Below are 21,526 nucleotides of genomic sequence, written 5' to 3' on the forward strand. Positions count from 1 at the left end.
CATGACCGGGTGATAGACAATTCCTAGTGTCTTGCGCATGTTTGGCAAGATACGGGTCGTGTCGAACCCGCCGCCGTCCCAGCACTGCCCGTCGCCGCGCGAGCTCGACGACCTCGAGCTGCTGACGGTCGGGGCGCTCGCCCCCACGATCGGCTTCAACGAGCCCGATAGCCCGGTCACGCTCGCCCTGCCCGAAGCGCTTGCAGCCGAGGTGGCCGCAGGCGGCGTGGTCGAGCTCGTCGACCCCGAGGGCCTCCCCCTCGCGCGCATCAGCGACGCGGGCGCAGGGTGGGCGGTGACGCCGCTGACGCACGCGCAGTACGGCCCCTTCCGCCGCCTCTACCTCGCGCCCGACACGGTCCGTCACCAGTACGCCGGCCGCATCTTCGTCACGCTGACCGACGCCCTCACGGCCGAGCAGATCTCCTTCCTGCGCGCTCGCGGCGACCTCACCCTCCTCGCCCTCGTCGGCCGCGGCACACCGGCGCTCTCGGCGGTCGGCCTGCTCCGCGCGACGCTGCGCGCTGCCGAGCTGATCGCGGCCAACGGTGCGGCGGTCGACGTCGTCGCCGTCCCGCTCGCCTCGCACGGCGACATCTCCGCCGACGCCGAGCTGCGTGGCCAGGTGGTCGCCAACTACGCCGGACCCGACCGGATCATCGACTTCGCCCCCGGCGGCAAGCCCGCTCCCGAGGTGGCCGACATCGTCCGGGCTGACCGGCCCGACCGCAGCGAGCAGGGTCTGGTCATCTTCTTCACCGGCCTGTCCGGCAGCGGCAAGTCGACCCTGGCGCAAGCGCTCATGGACCGGCTCCTCGAGCACGGCGGCCGGAGCCTCACCAGCCTCGACGGCGACGTCGTCCGTCGCAACCTCTCCGCAGGGCTCTCCTTCTCCAAAGCGGACCGTGAGACCAACATCCGACGCATCGGCTGGGTGGCGGCCGAGATCTCCCGCCACGGCGGCGTCGCTGTGTGCAGCCCGATCGCGCCCTTCGACGAGACCCGCCAGCAGGTGCGCGACTACGTCGGCGAGGCCGGCGGCGCCTTCTTCCTCGTCCACGTCGCGACGCCCCTCGAGGAGTGCGAGCGGCGCGACCGCAAGGGCCTCTACGCCAAGGCCCGGCGCGGCGAGATCCCGGAGTTCACCGGGATCTCCTCCCCCTACGAGGAGCCGACCGACGCCGACGTCCGCGTCGACACGACCGGGCGCACGATCGACGAGGCCCTCGACGACGTGCTGGTCGCGCTCCGCGCGTCCGGCTATCTCGACCTGGTCGACCTCGACGCTCCGTCCGCTGGCCGTAGCCACGCCCCGGAGCCGGTCGAGGCCGCCGTCGACGCACCCGAGCCGGAAGTCCAGGAAGCCTCCGACGGCTCCCGCGCCGCCGACGAGCGACTCAGCGTGCTCTTCGTCTGTACCGCCAACATCTGTCGCTCGCCCTACATGGAGATGCGCGCCAGCGCGCTCGCCGGTGGCGGGCCGATCGCCGTGGAGCTGGCCAGCGCCGGCACCCACGGCTTCACCAACCGCCCGGTCGACAAGACGATGGCCGGCGTGCTGGCCGGCCGGGGCGTCGTCGACGCTCCGCTCGCTGCCTTCCGCAGCCGCCCGCTGACGCGGGCGCTGGTCGAGGCTGCCGACCTGGTGCTCACCGCGGAGACGTCGCACCGCGAATACGTCCTCGAGGAGGCGCCCAGCGCCTTCCGCAAGGTCTTCACCCTCGGCCAGTTCGCCGAGACAGTCGCCCGGATCGACGAGTCCCTCGTCGGCCGCGCGCTGGTCGCGCACGCCGGTCATCGGCGCGCCTCAGCCAGCCCGGTGCACGAGATCGGCGACCCTTTCAACCGTGGACGCACCGCTGCCGAGCTGTGCGCCGACCAGATCGACGGGCTGTTGCGCGTCGTCATGCCCCGCTTGACGGGCGCAGGAAGGACCACCCCATGAGCGACCTGCTCACCCTCACCGCGCTGTCGATCGGCGCTGCCGGCTTCTTCGTCGGCATCATCGTCGGTCTCACCGGCATGGGTGGTGGCGCCCTGATGACGCCTGCCCTGATCTTCCTCGGGGTGGGCGGCGGCGAGGCCGCCACCGTGGTGACCGCCGACCTGACCGCCGCAGCCGTCTACAAGAGCGGCGGCGCGCTGGTCCACGCGAAGAGCGGATCGCCCAACTTCCGGCTCGCCGGCTGGCTGATCGCCGGCTCGGTGCCCATGGCCTTCCTCGGTCCGTGGATGGTGCATCAGCTGACCGACAACGAGGACCAGCTCGACTTCGTCCTCAAGATGGCCATCGGCTTCGCGCTGCTCTTCGCTGCGACGACCTACGCGCTGCGCCTCTACGTCAACCTGCGTCGGGTGCGGGCAGGCGGCGACGGCGGCGACCCCAACCCGAAGATCCGGCCGATCCCGACGCTCCTCGTCGGCATGCTCGGCGGCCTGCTCGTGGGCATCACCAGTGTCGGCTCGGGCTCGGTCATCATGATCGCGCTGCTGATGCTCTACCCCGGCCTCTCGGCCGTGAAGCTCGTCGGCACGGACCTGGTGCAGGCAGTGCCGCTCGTGCTGTCGGCCGCCATCTCCAACATCATCATCAACGACGGCATCGACCTGAAGATCACGATCCCGCTCATCATCGGCTCCGTGCCCGGGACGATCCTCGGCAGCTCGATCGCACCCCGGGTGCCGCAGAGCTACATCCGTCGCGGCATCGTCGTCGTACTGACCATGTCGGGTGTCGCGCTGCTCGACAAGTCCGGCTGGGCCCCGCTCGGCAAGGAGGAGACCCACCCGATCCTGGTCGCGATGGTCGGCGTGGTGACGATCGTGCTGGTGCCGCTCGTGTGGGGCGTGATCCGCCGACGCGAGGGACTCCCCTACTTCGGAGCTCCGACCCTCACCGAGCTCGAACAGCTCCCGGGCGACCACAAACCCAAGAAGGCGGCGGCCAAGAAGGCGGCCCCCAAGGAACCCGAGGCTCAGTCGCGCCCGTAGAGATCGCGCGTGTAGACCTTCTCCTCGACGTCGGCCAAGGCGTCGGTGAGCCGGTTGGCGACGATGACGTCGGCGCGGGCCTTGAAGTCGCCGAGGTCGTGGACGACCTCGGAGCCGAAGAAGGTGTTTTCGACGAGCTCGGGCTCGTAGATGATCACCTCGACGCCCTTGGCCTTAATCCGCTTCATCACGCCCTGGACTGACGACATCCGGAAGTTGTCGCTGCCTGACTTCATGATCAGCCGGTGCACGCCGACGACGGCGGGCTTGCGACGCAGGATGTCGGCGGCGACGAAGTCCTTCCGCGTCGTGTTGGCATCGACGATGGCGCTGATGAGGTTCTGCGGCACGTCGCGGTAGTTGGCCTGCAGCTGCCGAGTGTCCTTCGGCAGGCAGTAGCCGCCGTAGCCGAAGGACGGGTTGTTGTAGTGGGCGCCGATCCGCGGATCCAGGCCGACCCCTTCGATGATCTGCCGGGTGTCGAGGCAGTGGGTGGCGGCATAGGTGTCGAGCTCGTTGAAGTAGGCGACCCGCAGGGCGAGGTAGGTGTTGGCGAAGAGCTTGATCGCTTCGGCCTCCGACGGTTCTGTCACCAGCACCGGTACGTCGGCGTCGAGTGCGCCTTCGACCAGCAGGTCCGCGAACCGACGCCCCAGGGCGACCGTCGCCGGCGAGCGGGTCGACGCGCCGATCACGATGCGCGAGGGGTGCAGGTTGTCGTAGAGCGCGCGGCCCTCGCGGAGGAACTCGGGCGAGAAGATGATCGTGGCGCCGGGATATTCACGGCGCATCCGCTCGGTGAAGCCGACCGGCACGGTCGACTTGATGACGATCGGGGTGTCGCGGTCGGCCTGGAGCACCTGTGCGATGACGGTCTCGACCGTCGAGGTGTCGAAGAAGTGGGTGCGGGTGTCGTAGTCGGTCGGCGTGGCGACGACCACGAAGTCGGCACTGGCGTAGGCGAGCCCGGGGTCGAGGGTGGCCTTGAGGTCCAGCGGACGGTTGCGGAGGTAGTCCTCCAGCTCGGCGTCCTCGATCGGGGACACGCGGTCGTTGACCTGGTCGACCCGGGTGGGGTCGATGTCCAGCGCGACCACCTCGTGGTGCTGCGCCAGGATCACGGCGTTCGACAGGCCGACGTAACCGGTGCCGACAAGGGCGATCTTCATGTTTCGACGGTGGGCAACCGACCTGTCCGGCCCGGGGCCTGCGGGCGAACGCCGCGTGACGGCTAGCGCAAGTCCCACTCCCACAGCGCAGAGATCGGCAGGCCCCACATGCCCGGGCGGTACTTGAAGCCGACCGGCGCGGTGTTGAGCACGATCCCGCCCCGGAAGCGCGAGCCCGCTCGCACGGCCAACGCCTCGAGGTTGCGGAACTGGTGCGGCCGGAAGCCGGCCGCCGTCCGGACCTCCACGCCGTAGACGGTCTCGTCGGGCAGCTCGACGAGCAGGTCGACCTCGAGGCCGTTGCGCTCGCGGAGGTGGGTCAGCCGGAATTCGACCTCGCTCGTCGGCTGCTGACGCAAGAGTTCTGCGGCGACGATCCCTTCGAGGTACGGCGCCAGGCGGGCGCGTGCGCCGAGCTCGACCAGCGCCGCGGTGCTGTCGCCGGCGAGCCGCCGCGCGAGGGCGGGGTCGTCGAACACGGCCCGCGGACGTCCGATCGCGCGCTTCGTCACGGCCGACCGGGCACCGGGGACGAGGCGCACGACCCCGAGGTCGACCAGCGCGTCGACGTACGGCGTACTCGTCGTCGGCGGGATCGCCGCCATCGCCGCGAGCCGAGCCTTGTTCAGCTCCGCCGATGGTGGGTGCGCCATGGCCCCGAGCAGAGCGAGCAGCCCCGACGGCGCCAGGCGGCCGCGGCGCAGGTCCAGCGAGAGCTCGTCACCGCCGGCGAGGAGGGCGACGTAGTCCTCGACGCCGTAGGCCGAGCGCACCTCGTCGGGCACGGAGGCTCGGGAGCCGAGCCGCGCCACGAAATCCGCCATGCCCGCAGCCTAACTCGTAGATTTGTCTACGCGATTCGCGCCGATGTCACTCTGCAAGGCTGCGCATGGCACGATTCCCGTCATGTCCCAGACCCACGCTGACTACCGGCTGAGTCAACTCGACCAGCTCGAAGCCGAGTCGATCCACATCTTCCGCGAGGTCGCGGCCGAGTTCGAGAAGCCTGTGCTGATGTTCTCGGGAGGCAAGGACAGCATCGTGATGCTGCGCCTCGCCGAGAAGGCCTTCTACCCGGCGAAGATCCCGTTCCCCGTGCTGCAGGTCGACACCGGCCTCGACTTCCCCGAGGTCCTCGAGACCCGTGACCGCTGGGTCAACCGACTCGGCGTCAACCTGGTCGTCGCCAGCATCGACGACGCGATCGCCAGTGGCGTCGTGATCGACGACGGCAAGACCAGCCGCAACCGGATGCAGATCGGCACCCTCCTCAACGCCATCGAGGAGAACGGCTTCACCGCCGCCTTCGGTGGCGGCCGCCGCGACGAGGAGAAGGCCCGCGCCAAGGAGCGCGTCTACTCCCACCGCGACGAGTTCGGCCAGTGGGACCCGAAGAACCAGCGCCCCGAGCTGTGGAGCCTCTACAACGGCCGCCTGCACGAGGGCGAGCACATGCGGATCTTCCCGATCTCCAACTGGACCGAGCTCGACGTCTGGGACTACATCGGCCGCGAAGGCATCGAGATCCCCGACATCTACTTCTCCCACCAGCGCCGCGTCTTCGTCCGTGACGGCATGCTGATGAGCGAGACCCCGCTCAACCCGATGCGCGACGGAGAGGTCGCCGAGGAGCGCACCGTCCGCTTCCGCACGTGCGGTGACATCACCCTGACCGGCTGCGTCGAGAGCACCGCCTCGACCATCGACGAGATCATCGAGGAGATCGCGGTCGCCAAGCTCACCGAGCGTGGCGCCACCCGCGGCGACGACCGATTCTCCGAGGCCGCCATGGAAGACCGCAAGAAGGAGGGCTACTTCTGATGGCCGATACCACTGGGGCAACCAAGGGCACCAACATGGACCTTCTCCGGTTCGCCACCGCAGGCTCCGTCGACGACGGCAAGTCCACCCTCATCGGTCGGCTCCTGCTCGACTCGAAGTCGATCTTCGAGGACCAGCTCGAGGCCGTCGAGGCGACGAGCACGTCCAAGGGCTACGACTACACCGACCTCGCGCTGCTGACCGACGGTCTGCGCTCGGAGCGGGAGCAGGGCATCACCATCGACGTGGCCTACCGCTACTTCGCGACGCCCAACCGCAAGTTCATCATCGCCGACACCCCGGGGCACGTGCAGTACACGCGCAACATGGTGACCGGCGCCTCGACCGCCGACCTCGGTCTGGTGCTCGTCGACGCCCGCCAGGGCCTCACCGAGCAGTCACGCCGCCACGCGGTGATCCTCTCGCTGCTCCGCGTCCCGCACCTCGTGCTCGCGGTCAACAAGATGGACCTCGTCGACTTCTCCGAGGAGATCTACGAGAAGATCCACGCCGAGTTCACGCAGTTCGCGACCAAGCTCAACATCCCGGACCTCGAGGTCATCCCGATCTCGGCGCTCAACGGCGACAACGTCGTCAACCGCTCCGAGAACATGGACTGGTACTCCGGCCCGACGCTCATGCACCACCTCGAGCACGTCCACGTCGCCTCCGACCGCGACCTGATCGACGCGCGCTTCCCGGTGCAGTTCGTCATCCGGCCGAAGTCCGACGAGTTCCACGACTACCGCGGCTACGCCGGCCAGGTTGCTGGTGGCGTGCTCAAGCCCGGTGACGAGGTCGTCGTGCTCCCGTCGGGCATGACGTCGAAGATCTCCAAGATCGACCTGTTCGACCAGGAGATCCCGGAGGCGTTCCCGCCGATGTCGGTGACCGTCCACCTCGAGGACGACGTCGACGTCTCGCGCGGCGACATGATCGCCCGCGTCAAGAACGCGCCGGAGCCCCGCCAAGACATCGACGCGATGGTCTGCTGGATGACGACGACACCGCTCAAGCCGCGGCAGAAGCTCGCCATCAAGCACACCACCCGCACCGGTCGTGCCCTGGTCAAGGACATCCAGTACCGCCTGGACGTCAACACCTTGCACCGCGACCAGGAGACCAAGGAGCTCGGCGTCAACGAGATCGGCCGCGTCCAGCTGCGCACCACGGTGCCGCTGCTGAGCGACCCCTACTCGAAGAACCGCGCCACCGGATCGTTCATCCTGATCGACGAGGCGACCGGCGTGACCGTCGGCGCCGGCATGATCAACGGCTGACCACCTGTAACTGACGCAAGAACCCCGCACCCTGAGGGTGCGGGGTTCTTTGCTGTTCGCTGGTTGAGGTGCGAGCGAAGCGAGCCTCGAAACCTAGGGCTTGATGGCCTCGAGCACGTCGCCGCACCAGTCCTCGAACTTCTCGAGCGACTTGGCGGGGGCGTTGGTGTAGCACTGGAGCAGGTCGCCGTTCTTGGCAAACGTGAACAGGCGGTACTGGGTGCGCTCGGCCTTGCCGAGGGTCTGGTGGAACTGCACCCCGTAGTCGAAGCCCTTGGCCTTCAGCATGCCCTTGATCCGGGTGGTCTCCGAGACCCAGTCGCGGTCGTCCTCGCCGGCCTCGGACAAGATCGTGGTGAGCTTGTCCTCGTCGAACTCCTCCGGCCAGTCGCCACCGCCGCGGACGATGAACGCCAGCTGCACGGCGACCGGGTCGTCCTCCGGGCCGACGGAGAAGCGGCAGATCTTGCCGGGCTCGCTGTCCCCCTCGGCGATGTCCTCGCCCTTCACCACGGACGTGGCGAACTCGCTGCACTCCGGCAGCGGCTTGTAGCCACCCTTGTCGGTCGGGTCGACCGAGGTCGTCGACGTCGGCGTGTTGGACGGGCTGCTGCTCTCCGACGCGCTCGTCGAGGTGCTCGCGCCGTCGGTCGGTGTGGTGTCGTCCTTGGAGTCGTTGTCACCACCGCTGCTGCAGGCCGCGGTCGAGCCGAGAAGCACGCTCACGGCACCGGCCGCGAGGGCACGCTTCCACATCACTTGCTGGGTCATCTGTTCTCTTCTCCCGATGAGTTGAGGGTCAGGCCTGGGGGCGCGCGACGACGAGCACCGTGTTGATGGTGAGCTCGCGCTCGGTGATGTCGGGCACGGTCGCCCGCACCCGCGCGACGATCTCCGGCGTGAGCCGGGCGACCGACGAGTCCTTGGAGGGAGTCTCCTCCCACTCGACCACGTCGAAGTGGCGTTCGACGACCGCACGGAAGTCGTCGAGGCGAACGCGGTTGAGCGACCGTTTGAACATGTGGGTCTCGGGCACGTCGGGCGCCGCGTTGATGTGACGCCAGTCGTAGACCTGTTGGTGCCGTTCGTTGTCCACGTCGAGCTGCTCGGCGTGCACGGGAGGCAGGTGGTGGCCGTTCCAGCTGTAGAAGTTGTGGTGGTGCAGGACGACCACGGTCTCGGGGTGGCACAGCTTGGTGAGCGACGCGAGCGAGCCCTCGAGGTCCATCAGGTGCTCGGTGACGTTGTGGAGCGCGATCGTGTCAAACGTCTCGTCGAGCCCGCCGTCCTCGGCCGAGCTCTGCAAGAGCCGGATGGCCGGCAGCGTCTCGGTGATCTGGCGCGGGGTGATGCCCATGTCGTCCCAGACCCGCCGACGCTTGTCCTTGGCCGCGGTGCTGTCGAGGTCCATCGACGGGTCGAGCCCGACGTACGACGCCGCGCCCGCCACGAGGAAGCCGACCCCGAAACCGCCGAACCCGCAGCCGACGTCGAGCACCTTGCGGCCCCGCACGTGCTCCTGGATGCGCCGGGGCCAGCTGATGTAGCCGAACCGCTCGGAGATCTCGACGAGGTGCGGGTCGTAGTTGCGCAGCGCGTCCTCGAGGTCGGGCGCGAAGTGGAAGTAGGCGACCTTGGCGAGCGTGGCGTCGTTGGCCCAGTTCTTCCGGGGCTCGACGAGGCTCAGCCGGAAGGCGGCCTCGACCAGCTCGTCGCTCGGCTCACCGTCGCGCGACTCCGCGTAGCGGGCGTCGATGACGGCGATGTCGGCCGCGATGTCGATGTCGAGCTCGGCACGGTTCTTCCGGCCGCGTTTCCTCACCGACTGCCCCACCACGACCTCTTCTTCCTCGACGGCGCGCCCGGACCGGAGGGGGCCGGGGGCTGGCCCTGGTCGACCTGCCGGCGGAGCCGCGGCTCGCCCGTCCGGTCGACGTGGAGTCCGCCACGGTACACGTCGGATCCGCCCTCCCAAACGGCGAGGCGCACGTCGTCACCGTCGAGGAGCTCGGGCAGCACGGGGATCCGGTAGGCATGCGCGCCGCGTCCGGGGACGTCCTCCAGGGAACGGTCGACGACGTCGGCGGGTACGACGAGGAGGGGCTGGTCGCCGCGCATCACCGCGACTTGGAGCACTCGCTCGGGCGCCTGACGGTCCCACGCCCAGCCCGAGAGCCAGTCGCCGACGACCCAGCCTCCGCGCCGTTCGGGCGAGCGGAGCCCGGAGCCGACCGCCGCCGGGGCGGGGCCGGCCGGCGCCGCCAGGATCTCCTGGCTGCGGGCGAGGACCTCTTCCGGGTCGGTCGGTGCGTTCTCGAGAGACCACTGGGTCGGCGTGGCCTGCTGGTCCGGTGCCTGCTCCATCATCTCCGCGAGCAGGCGCGCGGACAGAGCCGGGGCACGACCAGACAGCGAGAAGGTCCGTGCGCCCACCTTGTTGACGCGCAGGAAGACGGAGATGAGCTCCTCGTCACCCTCGTGCAGGCTCCACAGCAGCGGGTACGACGTCGCCGGGGTCCAGACCGAGGGCACCGGGAAGACCGACAACGTCGTGTAGTCGTCGGTGCCCTCGACCCCGCGGGTCGCCACCAGCTCGACGGGCACGTCGTCCCCGCGGACGCGGAACCGGCGCTCACCGGGCCCACGGGCATAGAGCCAGATCTCGCTCTTGGCGGTGTGGACACCGAAGATGACCTTGCGCTGGGTGGCCGCCCGCTTGCTCTCGGGCCCCCACATCGCCGGCATCAGCCACTGCGGCTGCGCCGGGTCGACCGAGTCGGTGCGCAGCATCCACTCGTCGACCGTGCCGACCGGGCGGCCGGCCGCCCCGCTGAGCGCGGCCAGCAGGACCTTGCGCTGGGCCAGCGGTGCGGCGTCGATGAGCGGCTTCGCCTTGAGGTAGGCGTAGAGCTGGTCGGCGACGAAGGCGGTCGCCTCCGCCTCCGCGGCGGGCCAGGCCAGCAGCGGCTCGGGCAGCACCAGCAGGTCGTGGCCCGCCTCGGCTGCTCGGGTGACGTATTCGTGCACGATGCCGTGGCGGGCGTCGTACGGCTCGAAGGTGCCGATCGACGCGAAGGTGTCGGCCCGGACCGCGAACACCTCGGGCCCGTAGGCGCGCGAGGTCAGGAACTGGGTCGCCACGTCGCCGCCGAGGGGCAGGCCCAATCGGGTGCCCTCGGGGGCGAAGAACGTCGTGAACAGCACGCCGGGACGGTGAGCCAGGGCGGTCCGCGCGGCCGCGAAGAACCCGGCCTGCGGCAGGGCGGTCAGGCCGTCGGCCACGAGCACGGCGTCGCAGGTCTGCGTGACCGCGAGCGTGTTGAGCGCCGTGCCGGAGGTCTGACCGATGCAGTTGACGACCCGCACCTGCGGGCAGGCCTCGTCGAGGAGGGGCCGGACCTTCTCGATCGCGGCGCGCACGTGCGGGTCGGTGTAGCCGAGGACCAGCTCGTCGGGAGTCTCCGCGTGGCAGGCCTTGATGAGGTCCTCGAGCGAGTCATCGCGTCGCACGAGCGCGACGTGGCTGACCGTCTCCACCGGGGCTCCGGGCTCGTCGACGCCCGCGACGAGCTGCGCGACGGCCTCATGGCGTCCGTGCTCGTCGATGAGCTGGGCGAGGTGGGCGTGGTAGCCGTACCAGACCTCGAGGTTGGCGTCGTTGGCGAACGCGGGGTGCGCGATCACCTGCCCCTCACGCAGGGCCGCCTCCAACCGCTCCGCCAGGGCCTGTGCCGTCGGCTCGACCAGGCAGGTCGCGTGGTCGTCCTCGGCGATCAGCTCGGGCGTGCCGCCGACGGCCGTCGCGATGAAGGGCACCCGCTGCTCGAGCGTCTCGTAGACCGCCATCGTCGAGTTCTCGATGAGCGAGGGCATGACCGCGATCCGGTCACGCTCAGTGAGGAACGTGAGCGCCTCGGGCTGGTTCTTGTCGTTGATGACCGTGATCGGGCAGCTCCAGGTCTCCGCCTTCTCACGGATGTACTGCTCCGGGCTGAGCCCGCCCTGCGCCGCCAACCGGCCGCCCCACTTGCCCAGGAAGGTCACCGAGTCGGGGATCTCGCCGCGCTCGTGGAGGAGGTCGATGGCGCTGCAGAAGATCTCGATGCCCTTGCGTGCCTCGAGCCGCCCGAAGAAGACCAGGTCGCGGCTGCGGACCACGTCGCCGTGCTGGCGGGGCTCCCCCGGCCGCTGGTCGATCACCGGCACGTTGGAGAAGTCGACGATGTTGGGCTGCACGAAGACGTTGGCCGGCGGCAGCTCGTAACCGATGCGCTCCATGAACGACAGCAGGTGAGCGGACCCGCCGATGACGACGTCGGCGAGCTCGACGCACTTCTGCTCGGCGTAGGCGGCCGTCACCAGGTTGGTGTCGGTGATCGGGAGCATCTGGTAGTGCCGGTTCCAGATGTGCGGCGACGAGGTCTTGACGAGGAAGAGGGTGTCGCGGAAGGCCAGGCCGAGGCGCTTGGCCATGAGCGCGTAGACGAGGCCGCCCCGCCACTCCGAGGTGTGGACCACGTCGAAGGGGTCCTGGTCACGCAGCCACTCGTAGGCGCCTGCGTAGCGCGCCTGCCAGGTCGGGGACGCCGCCCACACCTTGGCGTCGGGGATGGCGAGGTAGTGGAGCGTGACGCCGAACTCGGCGTAGCGGTCGACCCAGAACTCCGGGGTCTCGTCCTGCACCACCGCGCCCTTGAGGAAGAGGACGTGGACCTCGTGTCCCTCGGCAGCCAGGCCCTTGGCCAGGTGGTAGTAGGTCGACGCGATGCCGCCGTTGCGGACCGGGCCGATGATCTCCTCGGTCACGATGGCGACCCGCAGGCGGCTCCGGGCGTCGCTGACCCCGACCGACTCGATGCCGGGGAAGCGCTTCACCACGAAGTCATCGCGTTGCATCTGTCTCCCCGTGCTGACGGATTAGCGGTGGCCCTCGGCGGCCCGAACCCACTCTGGGCCGCCATGACACTATAGGTGCGACACCGCCTCTATACCGGGGGCACCCGACGCATCCCTCGATTGATACCCGGGAGAGACACGCATGGTTGATGTGGGCAACGACGCTCCGAACAAGGAGGCCGCAGCCCCGAAGGGTCGCCACGCCGCCGTACCGGGCCTGATCCGCCGCCACAAGGCGCTGAGCGTGCTCATCGCGATCACGCTCGTCCTCTTCGTCGGTATCGGTGCCTGGCTGGTCGTGCTCAACAACCAGATCGGCGACATCCCGCGCTACGACTCCAAGTTCGAGGAGCGCGACAACCGGCCGCCCCGCGTGCAGCCCGAGGGTGCGCTCAACGTCTTGCTCATCGGCGTCGACGGTCGCGGTGAGGACGTCCGCGAGCGGATCCAGGACGGCGACACCGGCATCCTCAGCGACACGATGATGGTCTGGCACCTCGGCGAGGACCACCAGACCAGCCAGATCGTGTCCTTCCCCCGCGACTCCTGGGTCAACATCCCCGACCACGGCATGGCCAAGCTCAACGCCGCCTTCTCCTGGGGCGGTCCCGACCTGCTGGTCGCGACGCTCGAGGACGAGCTCGGCGTCTTCATCGACCATGTCGCGATCGTCGACTTCGAGGGCTTCCGCGGGATCACCGAGAGCCTCGGCGGCGTCGAGATCAAGATGGCCGACGGGAGCACCCAGAACCTCGAGGGCGAGAAGGCCCTCGAATACGTCCGGGAGCGCCACTCGCTCCCCCGCGGTGACTTCGACCGCATCAACCGCCAGCAGAACTTCCTGCGCCAGGTCCTCCACGACGTCACCCGCAACAGCACGCGCGCCAACCCGATCACGATGACCAACCTCATCAGCGACCTGAGCGGGCTGCTGCTCCTCGACGACGACTGGAGCAACGGCGAGATCCGCAAGCTCGGCCTCGAGATCGTGCGCAAGGGCGCCGGCGAGATCGACTGGATGACCGCCCCCACCGACGGCACCGGCACGTCCTCGGACGGCCAGAGCATCGTCAACCTCAACATCCCCGAGGCACGCGACCTGATGGCCGCGATCTCGGAGGACAAGTTCGACTCCTATATCAAGGAACACCCGATCGACCGGCTCCCCAAGCCGGAGGACGTCCTCTAACGCTCTCCCGAGCGCTTGAGTGGGCGATCCCCGCCACCACGTAACTGAGATCGGCCGCCATGTCGGTCAGCGCTGTTGACGCGGCGCGTCAGCGACGGAAGTGCAGGCCGATCTCGGGGTCGACCACGACCTCCTGTGCGGCGGGCATGTCCTCGACGACGAGCGCTGCGTCGGTGGGGACGTTGCGCTTGAGGAGGGCGAGTGCGATCGGTCCGAGCTCGTGGTGGCGGGCTGAGGATCCGACCCGACCGACGACCTTGCCCTTGTCGTCGATGACGTCGGCGCCGACCACGGGCAGGCGGTTCTCAGAGCCATCGAGGTGCAGGAGCGTCAAGCGGCGCGGGGGGCGGCCGAGGTTGTTGACCCGGGCGACCGTCTCCTGGCCGCGGTAGCAGCCCTTGTCGAGGTGCACGGCGCTGCCGAGCCAGCCGACCTCGTTGGGGATGGTGCGGTGATCGGTGTCGATGCCGAAGCGGGGCTCGCCGCGCTCGATCCGGAGCGCTTCGAAGGCCCACAGACCGGCCGCCGGACCGGCAGCCTCGGCGTAGACACCGAGCTGGTCGCGCGGGATGAGGTCGTACTTCCCCGAGGGGCGCCACGCCACGGCGACCTCCGAGGTCACGTCGGTGACCTCGACCCGCATCATGAAGCGCATCCGCTCGAGGAACTCGATGAGCCCCGCCGCCGCGCCGGGCTCGGTGTGCGCCGTGAAGGCCTCACCGTCGTCGACCCCGGCGAAGGCGTGCTCGACGTGGCCCTGCGGGCTGAGGATCAAGGCCTGGGTCCAGACGCCGGGGGCGAGGCCCTCGAAGTACTGCGTAGTGAGCGAGTGCAGCCAGGTGAGCCGGTCGGGCCCCGCGATCCGTACGACGTCGCGGTGGCTCAGGTCGACGAAGCCCTCACCGACGGCGAGCGCGCGCTGCTCGCCGTACAGCGAGCCGTAGTGCGCGGCCACCGGTGCGTCGATGCCGTCGCCGGCCACAGCGCCGTCGAGGTCCAAGAGCGGACTCATGATTTCCCTTCGCAGTCGTGACACTCGCCGAAGACGGTCAGGTGCCCCAGGTCTGGGGAGAACGCGTGACGGGTGGCCAGTGATTCCACGAACGGCGCGGCTTCTTCAGCATCGACCGACACGACCTTGTGACAACGGCGGCAGACGAGGTGGAAGTGCACGTGCCCGCGAGTGGAGTGGTAGGTCGGCGCCCGGTCGCTCAGGTGGGCGTGGCGCACCAGGCCGAGCTCCTCGAGCACCTCGAGCGTGCGGTAGACGGTCGAGGCGTTGATGGTCGACGCCTGCTGCTGGACCCGAGCGAGCACCTCGTCGGGAGTGGCGTGGCCGAGCTCGTCGACCGCGGCCAGGATCAGCTCCCGTTGGGGCGTGAGGCGGTAGCCCTTCTCCCGAAGAGCCTGCCGCCAGTCGGAGTCAGACACGTTGCAGTCTCGCCCACAGGTGCGGCTGGAGCTCCTGCTCGGCGGCGGCCATGTCGAAGGCGTAGAGGAGGTCGCCCTCGACGTTGCCATACATCCGGTGGCCGGCAGTGACCTCCTTGGCTGACTCGGTGAAGCCGACGCCAGCCGTGTGCAGCTCGACCTTGCCGCCCTCGGCCCGGCCGTACCAGATCTCCGACATACCAGTGTTGTGCGCGAGGACCATCTCGAGCCGACCCTCACCGCGGGCCCGGATGAAGCCGGTCTCCTGGGCGGCATCGCGGACCTTGTTGCCCTCGTCGTCGATGACCCAGGCGCGCGCCATGTAGTGGAAGAACGGCCGCCCGTCCTGCTGGAAGATCAGCTCCTGCCCGAACTGGAACTTCTCGATCGTCGGGTAGTCACCGTGACCGTTGCCGCGCCAGGTGCCGAGCATCCACGCGATCGGTCCGCAGTCGGGGTGCAGGTTCTCAGGGATCTCGAAGGCCACGATCAGCCATTCTAGGGAGGAACCGGCGGAGCTCTAGGGTGGGCGCATGACACGGGAGCTGGTCGTCAAGGTCACCTGCGGCGTCGATGCGCCCGAGCGGGCCAATCAGGGGTTCACCGTGGCGGCTACCGCTGCGGCGTCGGGCGTGCCCGTGTCGCTCTGGCTCACGGGCGAGGGCGTCTGGCTGGCGACGCCCGAACGATCGACTGATCTCGACCTCCCGCTGGCGACGCCGGTCCCCGACCTCCTCGCCACGGTCCTCGAGCTGGGCACCGTCACCGCGTGCTCGCAGTGCCTGGCACGGCGCGACCTCGGCGCGGACGACCTGCTCGGCGGCGTACGGATCGCGGGTGCACCGGTCTTCGTCGAGGAGACCCTGCGCGACGGCGCGCAAGCCCTCGTCTACTGACGACCGCCGGGGCCGTAGGGTTTGCGCGTGATCCGACGACTCGCCGCAGTCACCACCTGCCTCGCGCTCGCCACCGCCCTCGCAGCCTGCGACGACTCACCGGAGAAGAAGGCCGAGGAGCCGCCCTACGTCCTCGGCGAGAGCGACCAGTACGTCGCCTTCGGCGACTCCTACACCTCGGCGCCCGGCACCGGTCCGGTTACCAAGGCCGAGGGCTGCTCGCAGACCCGGGTCAACTACCCGCACCGGATCGCCAAGGCGACGGGCGTGGCGCTCCTCGACCACAGCTGCAACGGTGCCGACACGAACAACGTGGTCGACCCGCAGACGACGGCGCGGACCAGGAAGGTCATCGCCGAGCCGCAGATCGACGGCGTCGGCGAGGACACCGACCTCATCACCTTCCGCATGGGCGCCAACGACTTCGGTCTCATCGGCCGCATCTTCGGGTGCGCGATCGCCTACTCGAAGGGCGTGCTGGGCAACACGCCGCAGGCCTGCACGACGCTCGACGAAACCGCTCCGAAGGGGCCGGTGGCCGACGTCAAGGACGACCTCACGGCCGACGTCGTGGCGGCGCTCCAGGCCATCAGCGACCGCGCCCCCAACGCCCGCATCTTCGTGATCGGCTATCCGCAGATCCTCCCCCCGGAGGGATCGTGCGCGCTCTTCCCGCTGCCGCCCGGCGACGACGCCTGGGCGCGCGGGATCATCGAGGACTTCAACGTCGCCCTCCGCGCCGGCGCGGAGGCGATCGACGCGACCTACATCGACATGTGGGAGGTCAGCGCCGGGCACGACACCTGCTCGGACGACCCGTGGATGGCAGGGATCAAGGTGCCCGACGGCGGCGCCGTCGTCTTCCACCCCTACACGACCGAAGGTCAGGCGGTCGCCGAGCTGGTGCTCGCCGAGCTGAAGTCGTAGGGCCGATCAGCCCGTGACGCGGAGCAGGATCTCCTCGAACTTCGCACCGCACAGGGTGAGCTCGAACTCGCGCTCGGCGAGCTCGCGGGAGCGCTGACCGAGCTTCTCCCACTCCTCCTCGTCGGCGAGGACGTCGACGATCCAGTCGGCGGCCGCGGGGATCGAGCCGAGGTCGGGCGAACCGACCCAGCCGCCGGCTGCGTCGATGAGCTGCGCGGCGAGGTTCTCGTCGGGCATCAGCCCGACCACCGGGCGCGCGGCGCACAGGTAGGACAGCGTCTTGGACGGCACCGAGAACGCGCCGGCCGCCTTGTCGAGCACCACCACGAGGATGTCGCCGGAACCGAGCACCTCCGAGAGACGCTCGTAGGGCTGGAACGGCAGCAGCGTGATCGGTACGTCGAGGGTCCTCGCCTCGTCGGCGAGCTCCTCGACCGCCGGACCCTCCGTCACCACGGTGAGGTGGGCGGGCGTGCCCCGGTCGCGAATGGCCCGGGTGAGCTGCACGAGCAGCCGCGGGTTGTGCTTGAGGCCGAGGGTGCCGGAGTAGACGATGTTGGGCGCGTCGACGAGGTCGTGCTCGCGGGCCCAGTCGTTGTCGCGGGCCGTCGGCACCAGCTCGCCGAGCGGGGCCCAGTTGGGGATGACCGTCGTCTTGCCAGCGGTGCCCCACTTGCGGTGGACGTCGACGAACGCGTCGGAGATGACCACGATCGCGTCGGCCCGACGGTTGCACCAGCGCTCGATCCAGCCGGCCACGGTCGCGAAGACGAGGAAGCCCTTGCCGAGCTTGGTGCCGGCGAACGACCGCATGGCGATGCCCTGGACGTCCTGCTGCCAGGAGACCCACGGGGTGCGGCTCAGCACGAGGTAGCAGGTCACGATCGCCATCATCGGGACCGGCACGTTGCCGAAGAGGACCACGTCGGGGCGGATCCGTCGGATCTGGCGGGAGAGCTGGACGCCGTAGCGCAGCTCCTGGACGAGGCGACGCCCGAAGCTCAGCTTCTCGACGACCTCGCCCTGGCCGATGGCCTCGAAGTGGACGTCGGGATATCCGCCGAGGTTGCCCTTCCCTGACACATGCGCGTCGCACCACGAGTGGGTCACGTCGTGCCCACGCCGGGCGAGCTCACCGCTCAGCTCGACCTGGAACGGGTGACCGCTGTAGTCATGGACCAGAACACGCACGTGAGGATGCCCTCTCCCTCGAATCGCAAAAAACGGACTCTCCCCCGTCTTCGCTAACGAGAGTGCTTGCACGAGGTCACACCTCAGCAAGCACCAATCCCAGAAGGGTACGCGCCTCCGCCGTGGTCATCGGGCGTCTTTGAGCAAGATCACCCATCGCGACCGCCCGCTCGACGAGCTGACGATTGCTCTCGACCGGCACCCCGCGACTGATCGTCAAGACGTCCTCCATCCCGACCCGGAGGTGCCCGCCCTTGCTCAGCGCGGCCAGCCCGACGGGAAGCGTCGTACGGCCGATGCCCGTGGCCGACCAGCTGGTGACCTCGGCAGGGAGGGCGGCCACGGCGGCGACGAGTGCGTCCGTCGTGCCGGGCATGCCGCCAGGGACGCCCATCACCAGGTCGCAGTGCACCCGGCCGCCGTACGGCAGGCCGTAGCGGTCGAGGAGGCGCTGCAGCGCGGCCACCTGACCCAGATCGAAGAGCTCGAACTCCGGCACCACCTGGCGCTCCTGGCTCAGCTGGTAGAGCTCGCAGACGAAGGGCCACGGGTTGCTGAAGACGTCGTCGCCGAAGTTGGTGGTGCCCATCGTCAGGCTGCACGAGTCGGGCTGCGCGTCGAGCACCCGGAGCCGGTGCTCGAGCGGGTCGTGGACCGAGCCACCCGTGGAGAGCTGCACGACGAGGTCGGTGCCCTCGCGGAGCGCCTGGACGGTGTCGGTGAGCCGGGCGAGGTCGAGCGTGGGACGGTGGTCGGCGTCGCGGATGTGCACGTGGATCATCGCCGCGCCCGCCGCCTCGCACTCCTGACCCGTTCGGACGAGCTCCTCGAGCGTCGTCGGCAGCTGCGGGCAGTCGGCCTTGGCGGTCTCAGCGCCCGTCGGAGCGACGGTGATCAGTAATGCTTGCGAGTCGACGCCCGTCACACTCGATTTCATCCGGCAATTGTCTCAGATGACAACAAGTTCTGTCGCCTCGACGGCACTGGAAGGATGAATCCATGCGCGCGGTCGTCCAACGGGTCCTGTCGGCGTCGGTCACGGTGGCCGGCGAGGTCGTCGGCGCGATCGACGAGCCCGGCCTCCTCGTCTACCTCGGCGTGACTCACAGCGACGGCATCGACGACGCCGCCTGGATGGCGCGCAAGATCCGGGACCTGCGGATCCTCCGCGACGAGCAGTCCGCCTCCGACGTCGACGCGCCAGCCCTCGTGGTCAGCCAGTTCACCCTCTATGGCGACGCTCGCAAGGGCCGGCGTCCTTCTTGGACCGCCGCGGCGCCGGGACCAGTGAGCGAGCCGCTCTACGACGCGGTGTGCGCCGAGCTCGAGCGACTCGGCACGCGGGTCGAGCGCGGAGTCTTCGGCGCGATGATGGAGGTGTCGTCGGTCAACGACGGCCCGTTCACCGTGCTGCTGGAGCGGTGACCCGCTTGCCGAGCAGGTAGAGCTCGCAGCCCAGGCAGAGACCGAACACCGCGTTGAGCAGCGCGGCAACCAGCGCGAACCCGACGGCGACCTGGGCCAGGACGGTCGCTCCCGCGAGGTAGCCGATCAGGGCCACCGTCGCGAAGCCGAGCCCGACCCCTTGCGCGAAGCGCGGCGGCGCCGGGTCCTCAAGGTCGGTCGGCGGCGCGAGACGCGGCCGGACCAGGTGCCGGAAGGTCAGCCCCGTCGGAGTGTTGTGTACGCCGGCCACGACCCCCGTCGCGAAGAACACCGCCTGGACACCGATGAGCACGGTCGCGGCCGCCGCGGGCAGGACGAGGGTCACCGCGAGCACCACTGCGGTCACCGACGCCGTGAAGCGCGGTCCGCGCGGGTCGATCATCATCGGCTGGCTCCTGACGAGTGGGCGAGCGCGGCGAGCACCTGGCTCTTCTGCGGCGCCCCGGCGGCGCGCAGCACCTCGTGACCCGAACCGTCGAGGATCAGCGTGGTCGGCGTCCGCCGTACGTCGAGGGCACGGACCAGGTCGAGGTGCTTCTCGGCGTCGATCTCGACGTGACGCACCCCCGACTCTTGGGCGGCCACGTCGGCGAGCACCACCCGCGCGGTGCGACACGGAGCGCAGAACGCGGAGGAGAACTGGACGAGCGTGGCACGCTCCCCCGGCTCGGCCGCCGGGAGCGACGTCGCAACACGCGACCAGGTGGTCGTCTCGGATGCGACGAACCGGCCGTCGGTGCGTCGCCGGTGCAGGCCGAAGCCCACCGCGGCGAGCGCGGCGACGGCGAGGATCACGAGTCCGGTCACATCAGGCTCCAACGCACGCGGCGGCCCCCGGGATTCCGGGAGCCGCCGTGTGGAAGGTCATTCGAATCAGACTTGCCCGATCAGACGGAAATGTGGACCTCGGCGATCGAGCCGACCGCCGCCTGGACCTTGCGGTCGGTCGGGTCGACGCCGGGCACCAGGGTGCGCAGCGTCCACTCGCCATCACCGGCGAAGAACCGGAAGTGACCGGTCGCGGAGACCGGGACCTCGGCGGTGAACTCACCGGTGCGGTCGAGCAGACGGACGTAGCCCGTGCTGACCGGCTCGCCACCCTTGGTCACCTGACCCTGGATGATCGCCTCGATGTCGGTGTTGATGCCGTTGAGCGACAGGCCGCCCGCAGTTGCGCCGCACATACTCAGGCCTCCCCGGGCTCGTCGCCGAGGGCGATCGGAACGCCGACGAGGGAGCCGTACTCGGTCCACGAGCCGTCGTAGTTCTTCACGTTGTCCTGGCCGAGGATCTCCTTGAGGACGAACCACGTGTGGCTCGAGCGCTCACCGATGCGGCAGTAGGCGATCGTGTCCTTGGACCAGTCGACGCCGGCCTCGGTGTAGATCTCCTTGAGCTCGTCGTCAGAGCGGAAGGTGCCGTCGTCGTTGGCCGCCTTGCTCCACGGGACGTTGGCCGCGGTCGGGATGTGACCCGCACGCTGAGCCTGCTCCTGCGGGAGGTGGGCCGGGGCGAGGAGGCGACCCGCGAACTCGTCGGGCGAGCGGACGTCGACCAGGTTCTGGGTGCCGATCGCGGCGACGGTCTCGTCACGGAACGCGCGGATGGACAGGTCCTGCTCCTGCGCGGTGTAGGAGGTCGCGGCGCGCTCGGGCAGGTCGGAGATCAGCTCACGGGAGTCGAGCTCCCACTTCTTGCGACCGCCGTCGAGCAGCTTGACGTCCTGGTGGCCGTAGAGCTTGAAGTACCAGTAGGCGTAGGCCGCGAACCAGTTGTTGTTGCCGCCGTAGAGCACGACGGTGTCGTCGTTGGCGACACCGCGCGAGGACAGAAGGGCCTCGAACTGCGCCTTGTTGACGAAGTCGCGGCGGACCTGGTCCTGGAGGTCGGTGGTCCAGTCCAGCTTGATGGCGCCCCGGATGTGGCCCTTGTCGTAGGCGGAGGTGTCCTCGTCGACCTCGACGAGCACCACCTTGGCGTTGTCGAGGTTCTCCTCTACCCACTGGGCGGAGACGAGCGAGTTCTCGCGGCTCATGGTGATTCCTTTTTGAGTGTTCGGTCCTGCAAGGAGGTGAGACGGCACTGCTAGGGGCTGACCTGACACGACGCGGGATGTCGAGGACGCAGTCGGCAACCACGGAAGTGGTGCCACAGAATCTGCGCCGGGTGTCAGCAGTGACGGGCGAGCCGTCGGGTGGAGACCCCGCTCAGCGCATTCGACACAGCGCCGAGCTGACGCGGCAGTTGTCCACTGCGCGTCGCTTGGTCAGCCAGGTCGTCGACATGACG

General features: G+C 69.3%; 23 protein-coding genes. 8 read left to right on the top strand and 15 right to left on the bottom strand.

All coding sequences use genetic code 11. The features are described from left to right. The first annotated feature begins 37 nt into the window (after positions 1–37). Entirely contained in the window at positions 38–1,945 is a 1,908-nt protein-coding gene (cysC, locus tag F0U44_RS03870) for an adenylyl-sulfate kinase (RefSeq protein WP_149726898.1), read from the top strand. Then, positions 1,942–2,991, top strand: a complete 1,050-nt coding sequence (locus F0U44_RS03875; RefSeq protein ID WP_149726899.1) for a sulfite exporter TauE/SafE family protein — start codon at positions 1,942–1,944, stop codon at positions 2,989–2,991. The genes cysC and F0U44_RS03875 overlap by 4 nt, the downstream gene beginning before the upstream one ends. On the opposite strand, the gene F0U44_RS03880 is transcribed toward F0U44_RS03875, so the two are convergent. Both F0U44_RS03880 and F0U44_RS03885 read right to left on the bottom strand, forming a co-directional pair. After that, positions 2,976–4,160, bottom strand: a complete 1,185-nt coding sequence (locus F0U44_RS03880) for a nucleotide sugar dehydrogenase (protein ID WP_149726900.1) — start codon at positions 4,158–4,160, stop codon at positions 2,976–2,978. The two genes, F0U44_RS03875 and F0U44_RS03880, sit on opposite strands and share 16 nt — an antisense overlap. 62 nt (positions 4,161–4,222) lie before the next feature. Beyond that, entirely contained in the window at positions 4,223–4,984 is a 762-nt protein-coding gene (locus tag F0U44_RS03885; protein WP_149726901.1) for a DUF4143 domain-containing protein, read from the bottom strand. An 82-nt stretch (positions 4,985–5,066) separates the two neighbouring features. On the opposite strand from F0U44_RS03885, the gene cysD reads away from it, so the two are divergent. Continuing rightward, positions 5,067–5,981 (top strand): sulfate adenylyltransferase subunit CysD, encoded by a 915-nt coding sequence (cysD, locus tag F0U44_RS03890; protein WP_149726902.1) that lies wholly within the window; start codon positions 5,067–5,069, stop codon positions 5,979–5,981. After that, a complete protein-coding gene (locus F0U44_RS03895) occupies positions 5,981–7,261 on the top strand; it encodes a sulfate adenylyltransferase subunit 1 (RefSeq protein WP_246160292.1) in 1,281 nt (426 codons plus the stop codon). Before cysD ends, F0U44_RS03895 begins: the two co-directional genes overlap by 1 nt. A gap of 93 nt (positions 7,262–7,354) precedes the next feature. On the opposite strand, the gene F0U44_RS03900 is transcribed toward F0U44_RS03895, so the two are convergent. From F0U44_RS03900 to F0U44_RS03910, 3 genes are read right to left on the bottom strand one after another with little or no spacing between them, the layout of a single operon-like run. After that, the gene (locus tag F0U44_RS03900) at positions 7,355–8,032 is read right to left on the bottom strand and encodes a hypothetical protein (protein WP_149726903.1); all 678 of its coding nucleotides are present in this window, start codon (positions 8,030–8,032) and stop codon (positions 7,355–7,357) included. 28 nt (positions 8,033–8,060) lie between these two features. Then, a complete protein-coding gene (locus tag F0U44_RS03905; protein ID WP_188113308.1) occupies positions 8,061–9,083 on the bottom strand; it encodes a methyltransferase in 1,023 nt (340 codons plus the stop codon). After that, positions 9,080–12,157, bottom strand: coding sequence for a glycosyltransferase family 4 protein (locus F0U44_RS03910; RefSeq protein ID WP_149726905.1), 3,078 nt, complete (start codon positions 12,155–12,157; stop codon positions 9,080–9,082). The genes F0U44_RS03905 and F0U44_RS03910 overlap by 4 nt, the downstream gene beginning before the upstream one ends. Positions 12,158–12,299: 142 nt before the next feature. Between F0U44_RS03910 and F0U44_RS03915 the strand changes: the two genes are divergently transcribed. Further along, the gene (locus F0U44_RS03915; protein WP_149726906.1) at positions 12,300–13,346 is read left to right on the top strand and encodes an LCP family protein; all 1,047 of its coding nucleotides are present in this window, start codon (positions 12,300–12,302) and stop codon (positions 13,344–13,346) included. An 88-nt stretch (positions 13,347–13,434) separates the two neighbouring features. Here F0U44_RS03915 and ygfZ read toward each other — a convergent pair whose 3' ends face one another. From ygfZ to F0U44_RS03930, 3 genes are read right to left on the bottom strand one after another with little or no spacing between them, the layout of a single operon-like run. Beyond that, entirely contained in the window at positions 13,435–14,358 is a 924-nt protein-coding gene (gene ygfZ, locus F0U44_RS03920) for a CAF17-like 4Fe-4S cluster assembly/insertion protein YgfZ (RefSeq protein ID WP_149726907.1), read from the bottom strand. Continuing rightward, positions 14,355–14,777: a Fur family transcriptional regulator gene (locus tag F0U44_RS03925; protein ID WP_149726908.1), complete on the bottom strand. Its 423-nt coding sequence runs from the start codon at positions 14,775–14,777 to the stop codon at positions 14,355–14,357. The genes ygfZ and F0U44_RS03925 overlap by 4 nt, the downstream gene beginning before the upstream one ends. Next, positions 14,770–15,264, bottom strand: a complete 495-nt coding sequence (locus F0U44_RS03930; protein ID WP_149726909.1) for a heme-binding beta-barrel domain-containing protein — start codon at positions 15,262–15,264, stop codon at positions 14,770–14,772. Before F0U44_RS03930 ends, F0U44_RS03925 begins: the two co-directional genes overlap by 8 nt. Positions 15,265–15,310: 46 nt before the next feature. Between F0U44_RS03930 and F0U44_RS03935 the strand changes: the two genes are divergently transcribed. Then, complete coding sequence (locus tag F0U44_RS03935; RefSeq protein ID WP_149726910.1) at positions 15,311–15,673, top strand: DsrE family protein; 363 nt, start codon at positions 15,311–15,313, stop codon at positions 15,671–15,673. 27 nt (positions 15,674–15,700) lie between these two features. Beyond that, the gene (locus F0U44_RS03940) at positions 15,701–16,600 is read left to right on the top strand and encodes an SGNH/GDSL hydrolase family protein (RefSeq protein ID WP_188113309.1); all 900 of its coding nucleotides are present in this window, start codon (positions 15,701–15,703) and stop codon (positions 16,598–16,600) included. A gap of 6 nt (positions 16,601–16,606) precedes the next feature. On the opposite strand, the gene F0U44_RS03945 is transcribed toward F0U44_RS03940, so the two are convergent. Both F0U44_RS03945 and F0U44_RS03950 read right to left on the bottom strand, forming a co-directional pair. Then, on the bottom strand, positions 16,607–17,791 hold the full coding sequence (locus F0U44_RS03945; RefSeq protein WP_149726912.1) for a glycosyltransferase family 4 protein: 1,185 nt from the start codon (positions 17,789–17,791) through the stop codon (positions 16,607–16,609). A 76-nt stretch (positions 17,792–17,867) separates the two neighbouring features. Then, the gene (locus F0U44_RS03950) at positions 17,868–18,728 is read right to left on the bottom strand and encodes a beta-keto acid cleavage family enzyme (RefSeq protein WP_149726913.1); all 861 of its coding nucleotides are present in this window, start codon (positions 18,726–18,728) and stop codon (positions 17,868–17,870) included. Between the two features lie 62 nt (positions 18,729–18,790). On the opposite strand from F0U44_RS03950, the gene dtd reads away from it, so the two are divergent. Further along, on the top strand, positions 18,791–19,216 hold the full coding sequence (gene dtd, locus F0U44_RS03955) for a D-aminoacyl-tRNA deacylase (protein WP_149726914.1): 426 nt from the start codon (positions 18,791–18,793) through the stop codon (positions 19,214–19,216). Here the strand turns inward: dtd and F0U44_RS03960 are convergent. The 5 genes from F0U44_RS03960 to F0U44_RS23815 all read right to left on the bottom strand — a co-directional run bounded on the left by F0U44_RS03960 (position 19,194) and on the right by F0U44_RS23815 (position 21,522). Beyond that, positions 19,194–19,622 carry a DUF4395 domain-containing protein gene (locus F0U44_RS03960; RefSeq protein ID WP_223163568.1) on the bottom strand — a complete coding sequence of 143 codons (429 nt, stop codon included), beginning with the start codon at positions 19,620–19,622 and terminating at the stop codon, positions 19,194–19,196. The two genes, dtd and F0U44_RS03960, sit on opposite strands and share 23 nt — an antisense overlap. Further along, positions 19,619–20,044 carry a thioredoxin family protein gene (locus F0U44_RS03965; RefSeq protein WP_149726915.1) on the bottom strand — a complete coding sequence of 142 codons (426 nt, stop codon included), beginning with the start codon at positions 20,042–20,044 and terminating at the stop codon, positions 19,619–19,621. Before F0U44_RS03965 ends, F0U44_RS03960 begins: the two co-directional genes overlap by 4 nt. 80 nt (positions 20,045–20,124) lie before the next feature. Further along, positions 20,125–20,421 (bottom strand): DUF1416 domain-containing protein, encoded by a 297-nt coding sequence (locus tag F0U44_RS03970; protein ID WP_149726916.1) that lies wholly within the window; start codon positions 20,419–20,421, stop codon positions 20,125–20,127. A gap of 2 nt (positions 20,422–20,423) precedes the next feature. After that, positions 20,424–21,272, bottom strand: coding sequence for a sulfurtransferase (locus tag F0U44_RS03975; protein WP_149726917.1), 849 nt, complete (start codon positions 21,270–21,272; stop codon positions 20,424–20,426). 172 nt (positions 21,273–21,444) lie between these two features. Next, positions 21,445–21,522: a putative leader peptide gene (locus F0U44_RS23815; protein WP_368732092.1), complete on the bottom strand. Its 78-nt coding sequence runs from the start codon at positions 21,520–21,522 to the stop codon at positions 21,445–21,447. Between the last annotated feature and the right edge of the window lie 4 nt (positions 21,523–21,526).

The sequence above is a fragment of the Nocardioides humilatus genome (genome assembly GCF_008373755.1).
Lineage (GTDB): Bacteria > Actinomycetota > Actinomycetes > Propionibacteriales > Nocardioidaceae > Nocardioides > Nocardioides humilatus.

What these genes read in the sequence shown, in the direction of transcription:
- cysC (WP_149726898.1), top strand. Translation starts at nt 38, where the DNA reads ATGTTTGGCAAGATACGGGTCGTGTCGAACCCGCCGCCGTCCCAGCAC.
- F0U44_RS03875 (WP_149726899.1), top strand. Translation starts at nt 1,942, where the DNA reads ATGAGCGACCTGCTCACCCTCACCGCGCTGTCGATCGGCGCTGCCGGC.
- F0U44_RS03880 (WP_149726900.1), bottom strand. Translation starts at nt 4,160, where the DNA reads ATGAAGATCGCCCTTGTCGGCACCGGTTACGTCGGCCTGTCGAACGCC.
- F0U44_RS03885 (WP_149726901.1), bottom strand. Translation starts at nt 4,984, where the DNA reads ATGGCGGATTTCGTGGCGCGGCTCGGCTCCCGAGCCTCCGTGCCCGAC.
- cysD (WP_149726902.1), top strand. Translation starts at nt 5,067, where the DNA reads ATGTCCCAGACCCACGCTGACTACCGGCTGAGTCAACTCGACCAGCTC.
- F0U44_RS03895 (WP_246160292.1), top strand. Translation starts at nt 5,981, where the DNA reads ATGGCCGATACCACTGGGGCAACCAAGGGCACCAACATGGACCTTCTC.
- F0U44_RS03900 (WP_149726903.1), bottom strand. Translation starts at nt 8,032, where the DNA reads ATGACCCAGCAAGTGATGTGGAAGCGTGCCCTCGCGGCCGGTGCCGTG.
- F0U44_RS03910 (WP_149726905.1), bottom strand. Translation starts at nt 12,157, where the DNA reads ATGCAACGCGATGACTTCGTGGTGAAGCGCTTCCCCGGCATCGAGTCG.
- F0U44_RS03915 (WP_149726906.1), top strand. Translation starts at nt 12,300, where the DNA reads ATGGTTGATGTGGGCAACGACGCTCCGAACAAGGAGGCCGCAGCCCCG.
- ygfZ (WP_149726907.1), bottom strand. Translation starts at nt 14,358, where the DNA reads ATGAGTCCGCTCTTGGACCTCGACGGCGCTGTGGCCGGCGACGGCATC.
- F0U44_RS03935 (WP_149726910.1), top strand. Translation starts at nt 15,311, where the DNA reads ATGACACGGGAGCTGGTCGTCAAGGTCACCTGCGGCGTCGATGCGCCC.
- F0U44_RS03950 (WP_149726913.1), bottom strand. Translation starts at nt 18,728, where the DNA reads ATGAAATCGAGTGTGACGGGCGTCGACTCGCAAGCATTACTGATCACC.
- dtd (WP_149726914.1), top strand. Translation starts at nt 18,791, where the DNA reads ATGCGCGCGGTCGTCCAACGGGTCCTGTCGGCGTCGGTCACGGTGGCC.
- F0U44_RS03960 (WP_223163568.1), bottom strand. Translation starts at nt 19,622, where the DNA reads ATGATGATCGACCCGCGCGGACCGCGCTTCACGGCGTCGGTGACCGCA.
- F0U44_RS03970 (WP_149726916.1), bottom strand. Translation starts at nt 20,421, where the DNA reads ATGTGCGGCGCAACTGCGGGCGGCCTGTCGCTCAACGGCATCAACACC.
- F0U44_RS03975 (WP_149726917.1), bottom strand. Translation starts at nt 21,272, where the DNA reads ATGAGCCGCGAGAACTCGCTCGTCTCCGCCCAGTGGGTAGAGGAGAAC.
- F0U44_RS23815 (WP_368732092.1), bottom strand. Translation starts at nt 21,522, where the DNA reads ATGTCGACGACCTGGCTGACCAAGCGACGCGCAGTGGACAACTGCCGC.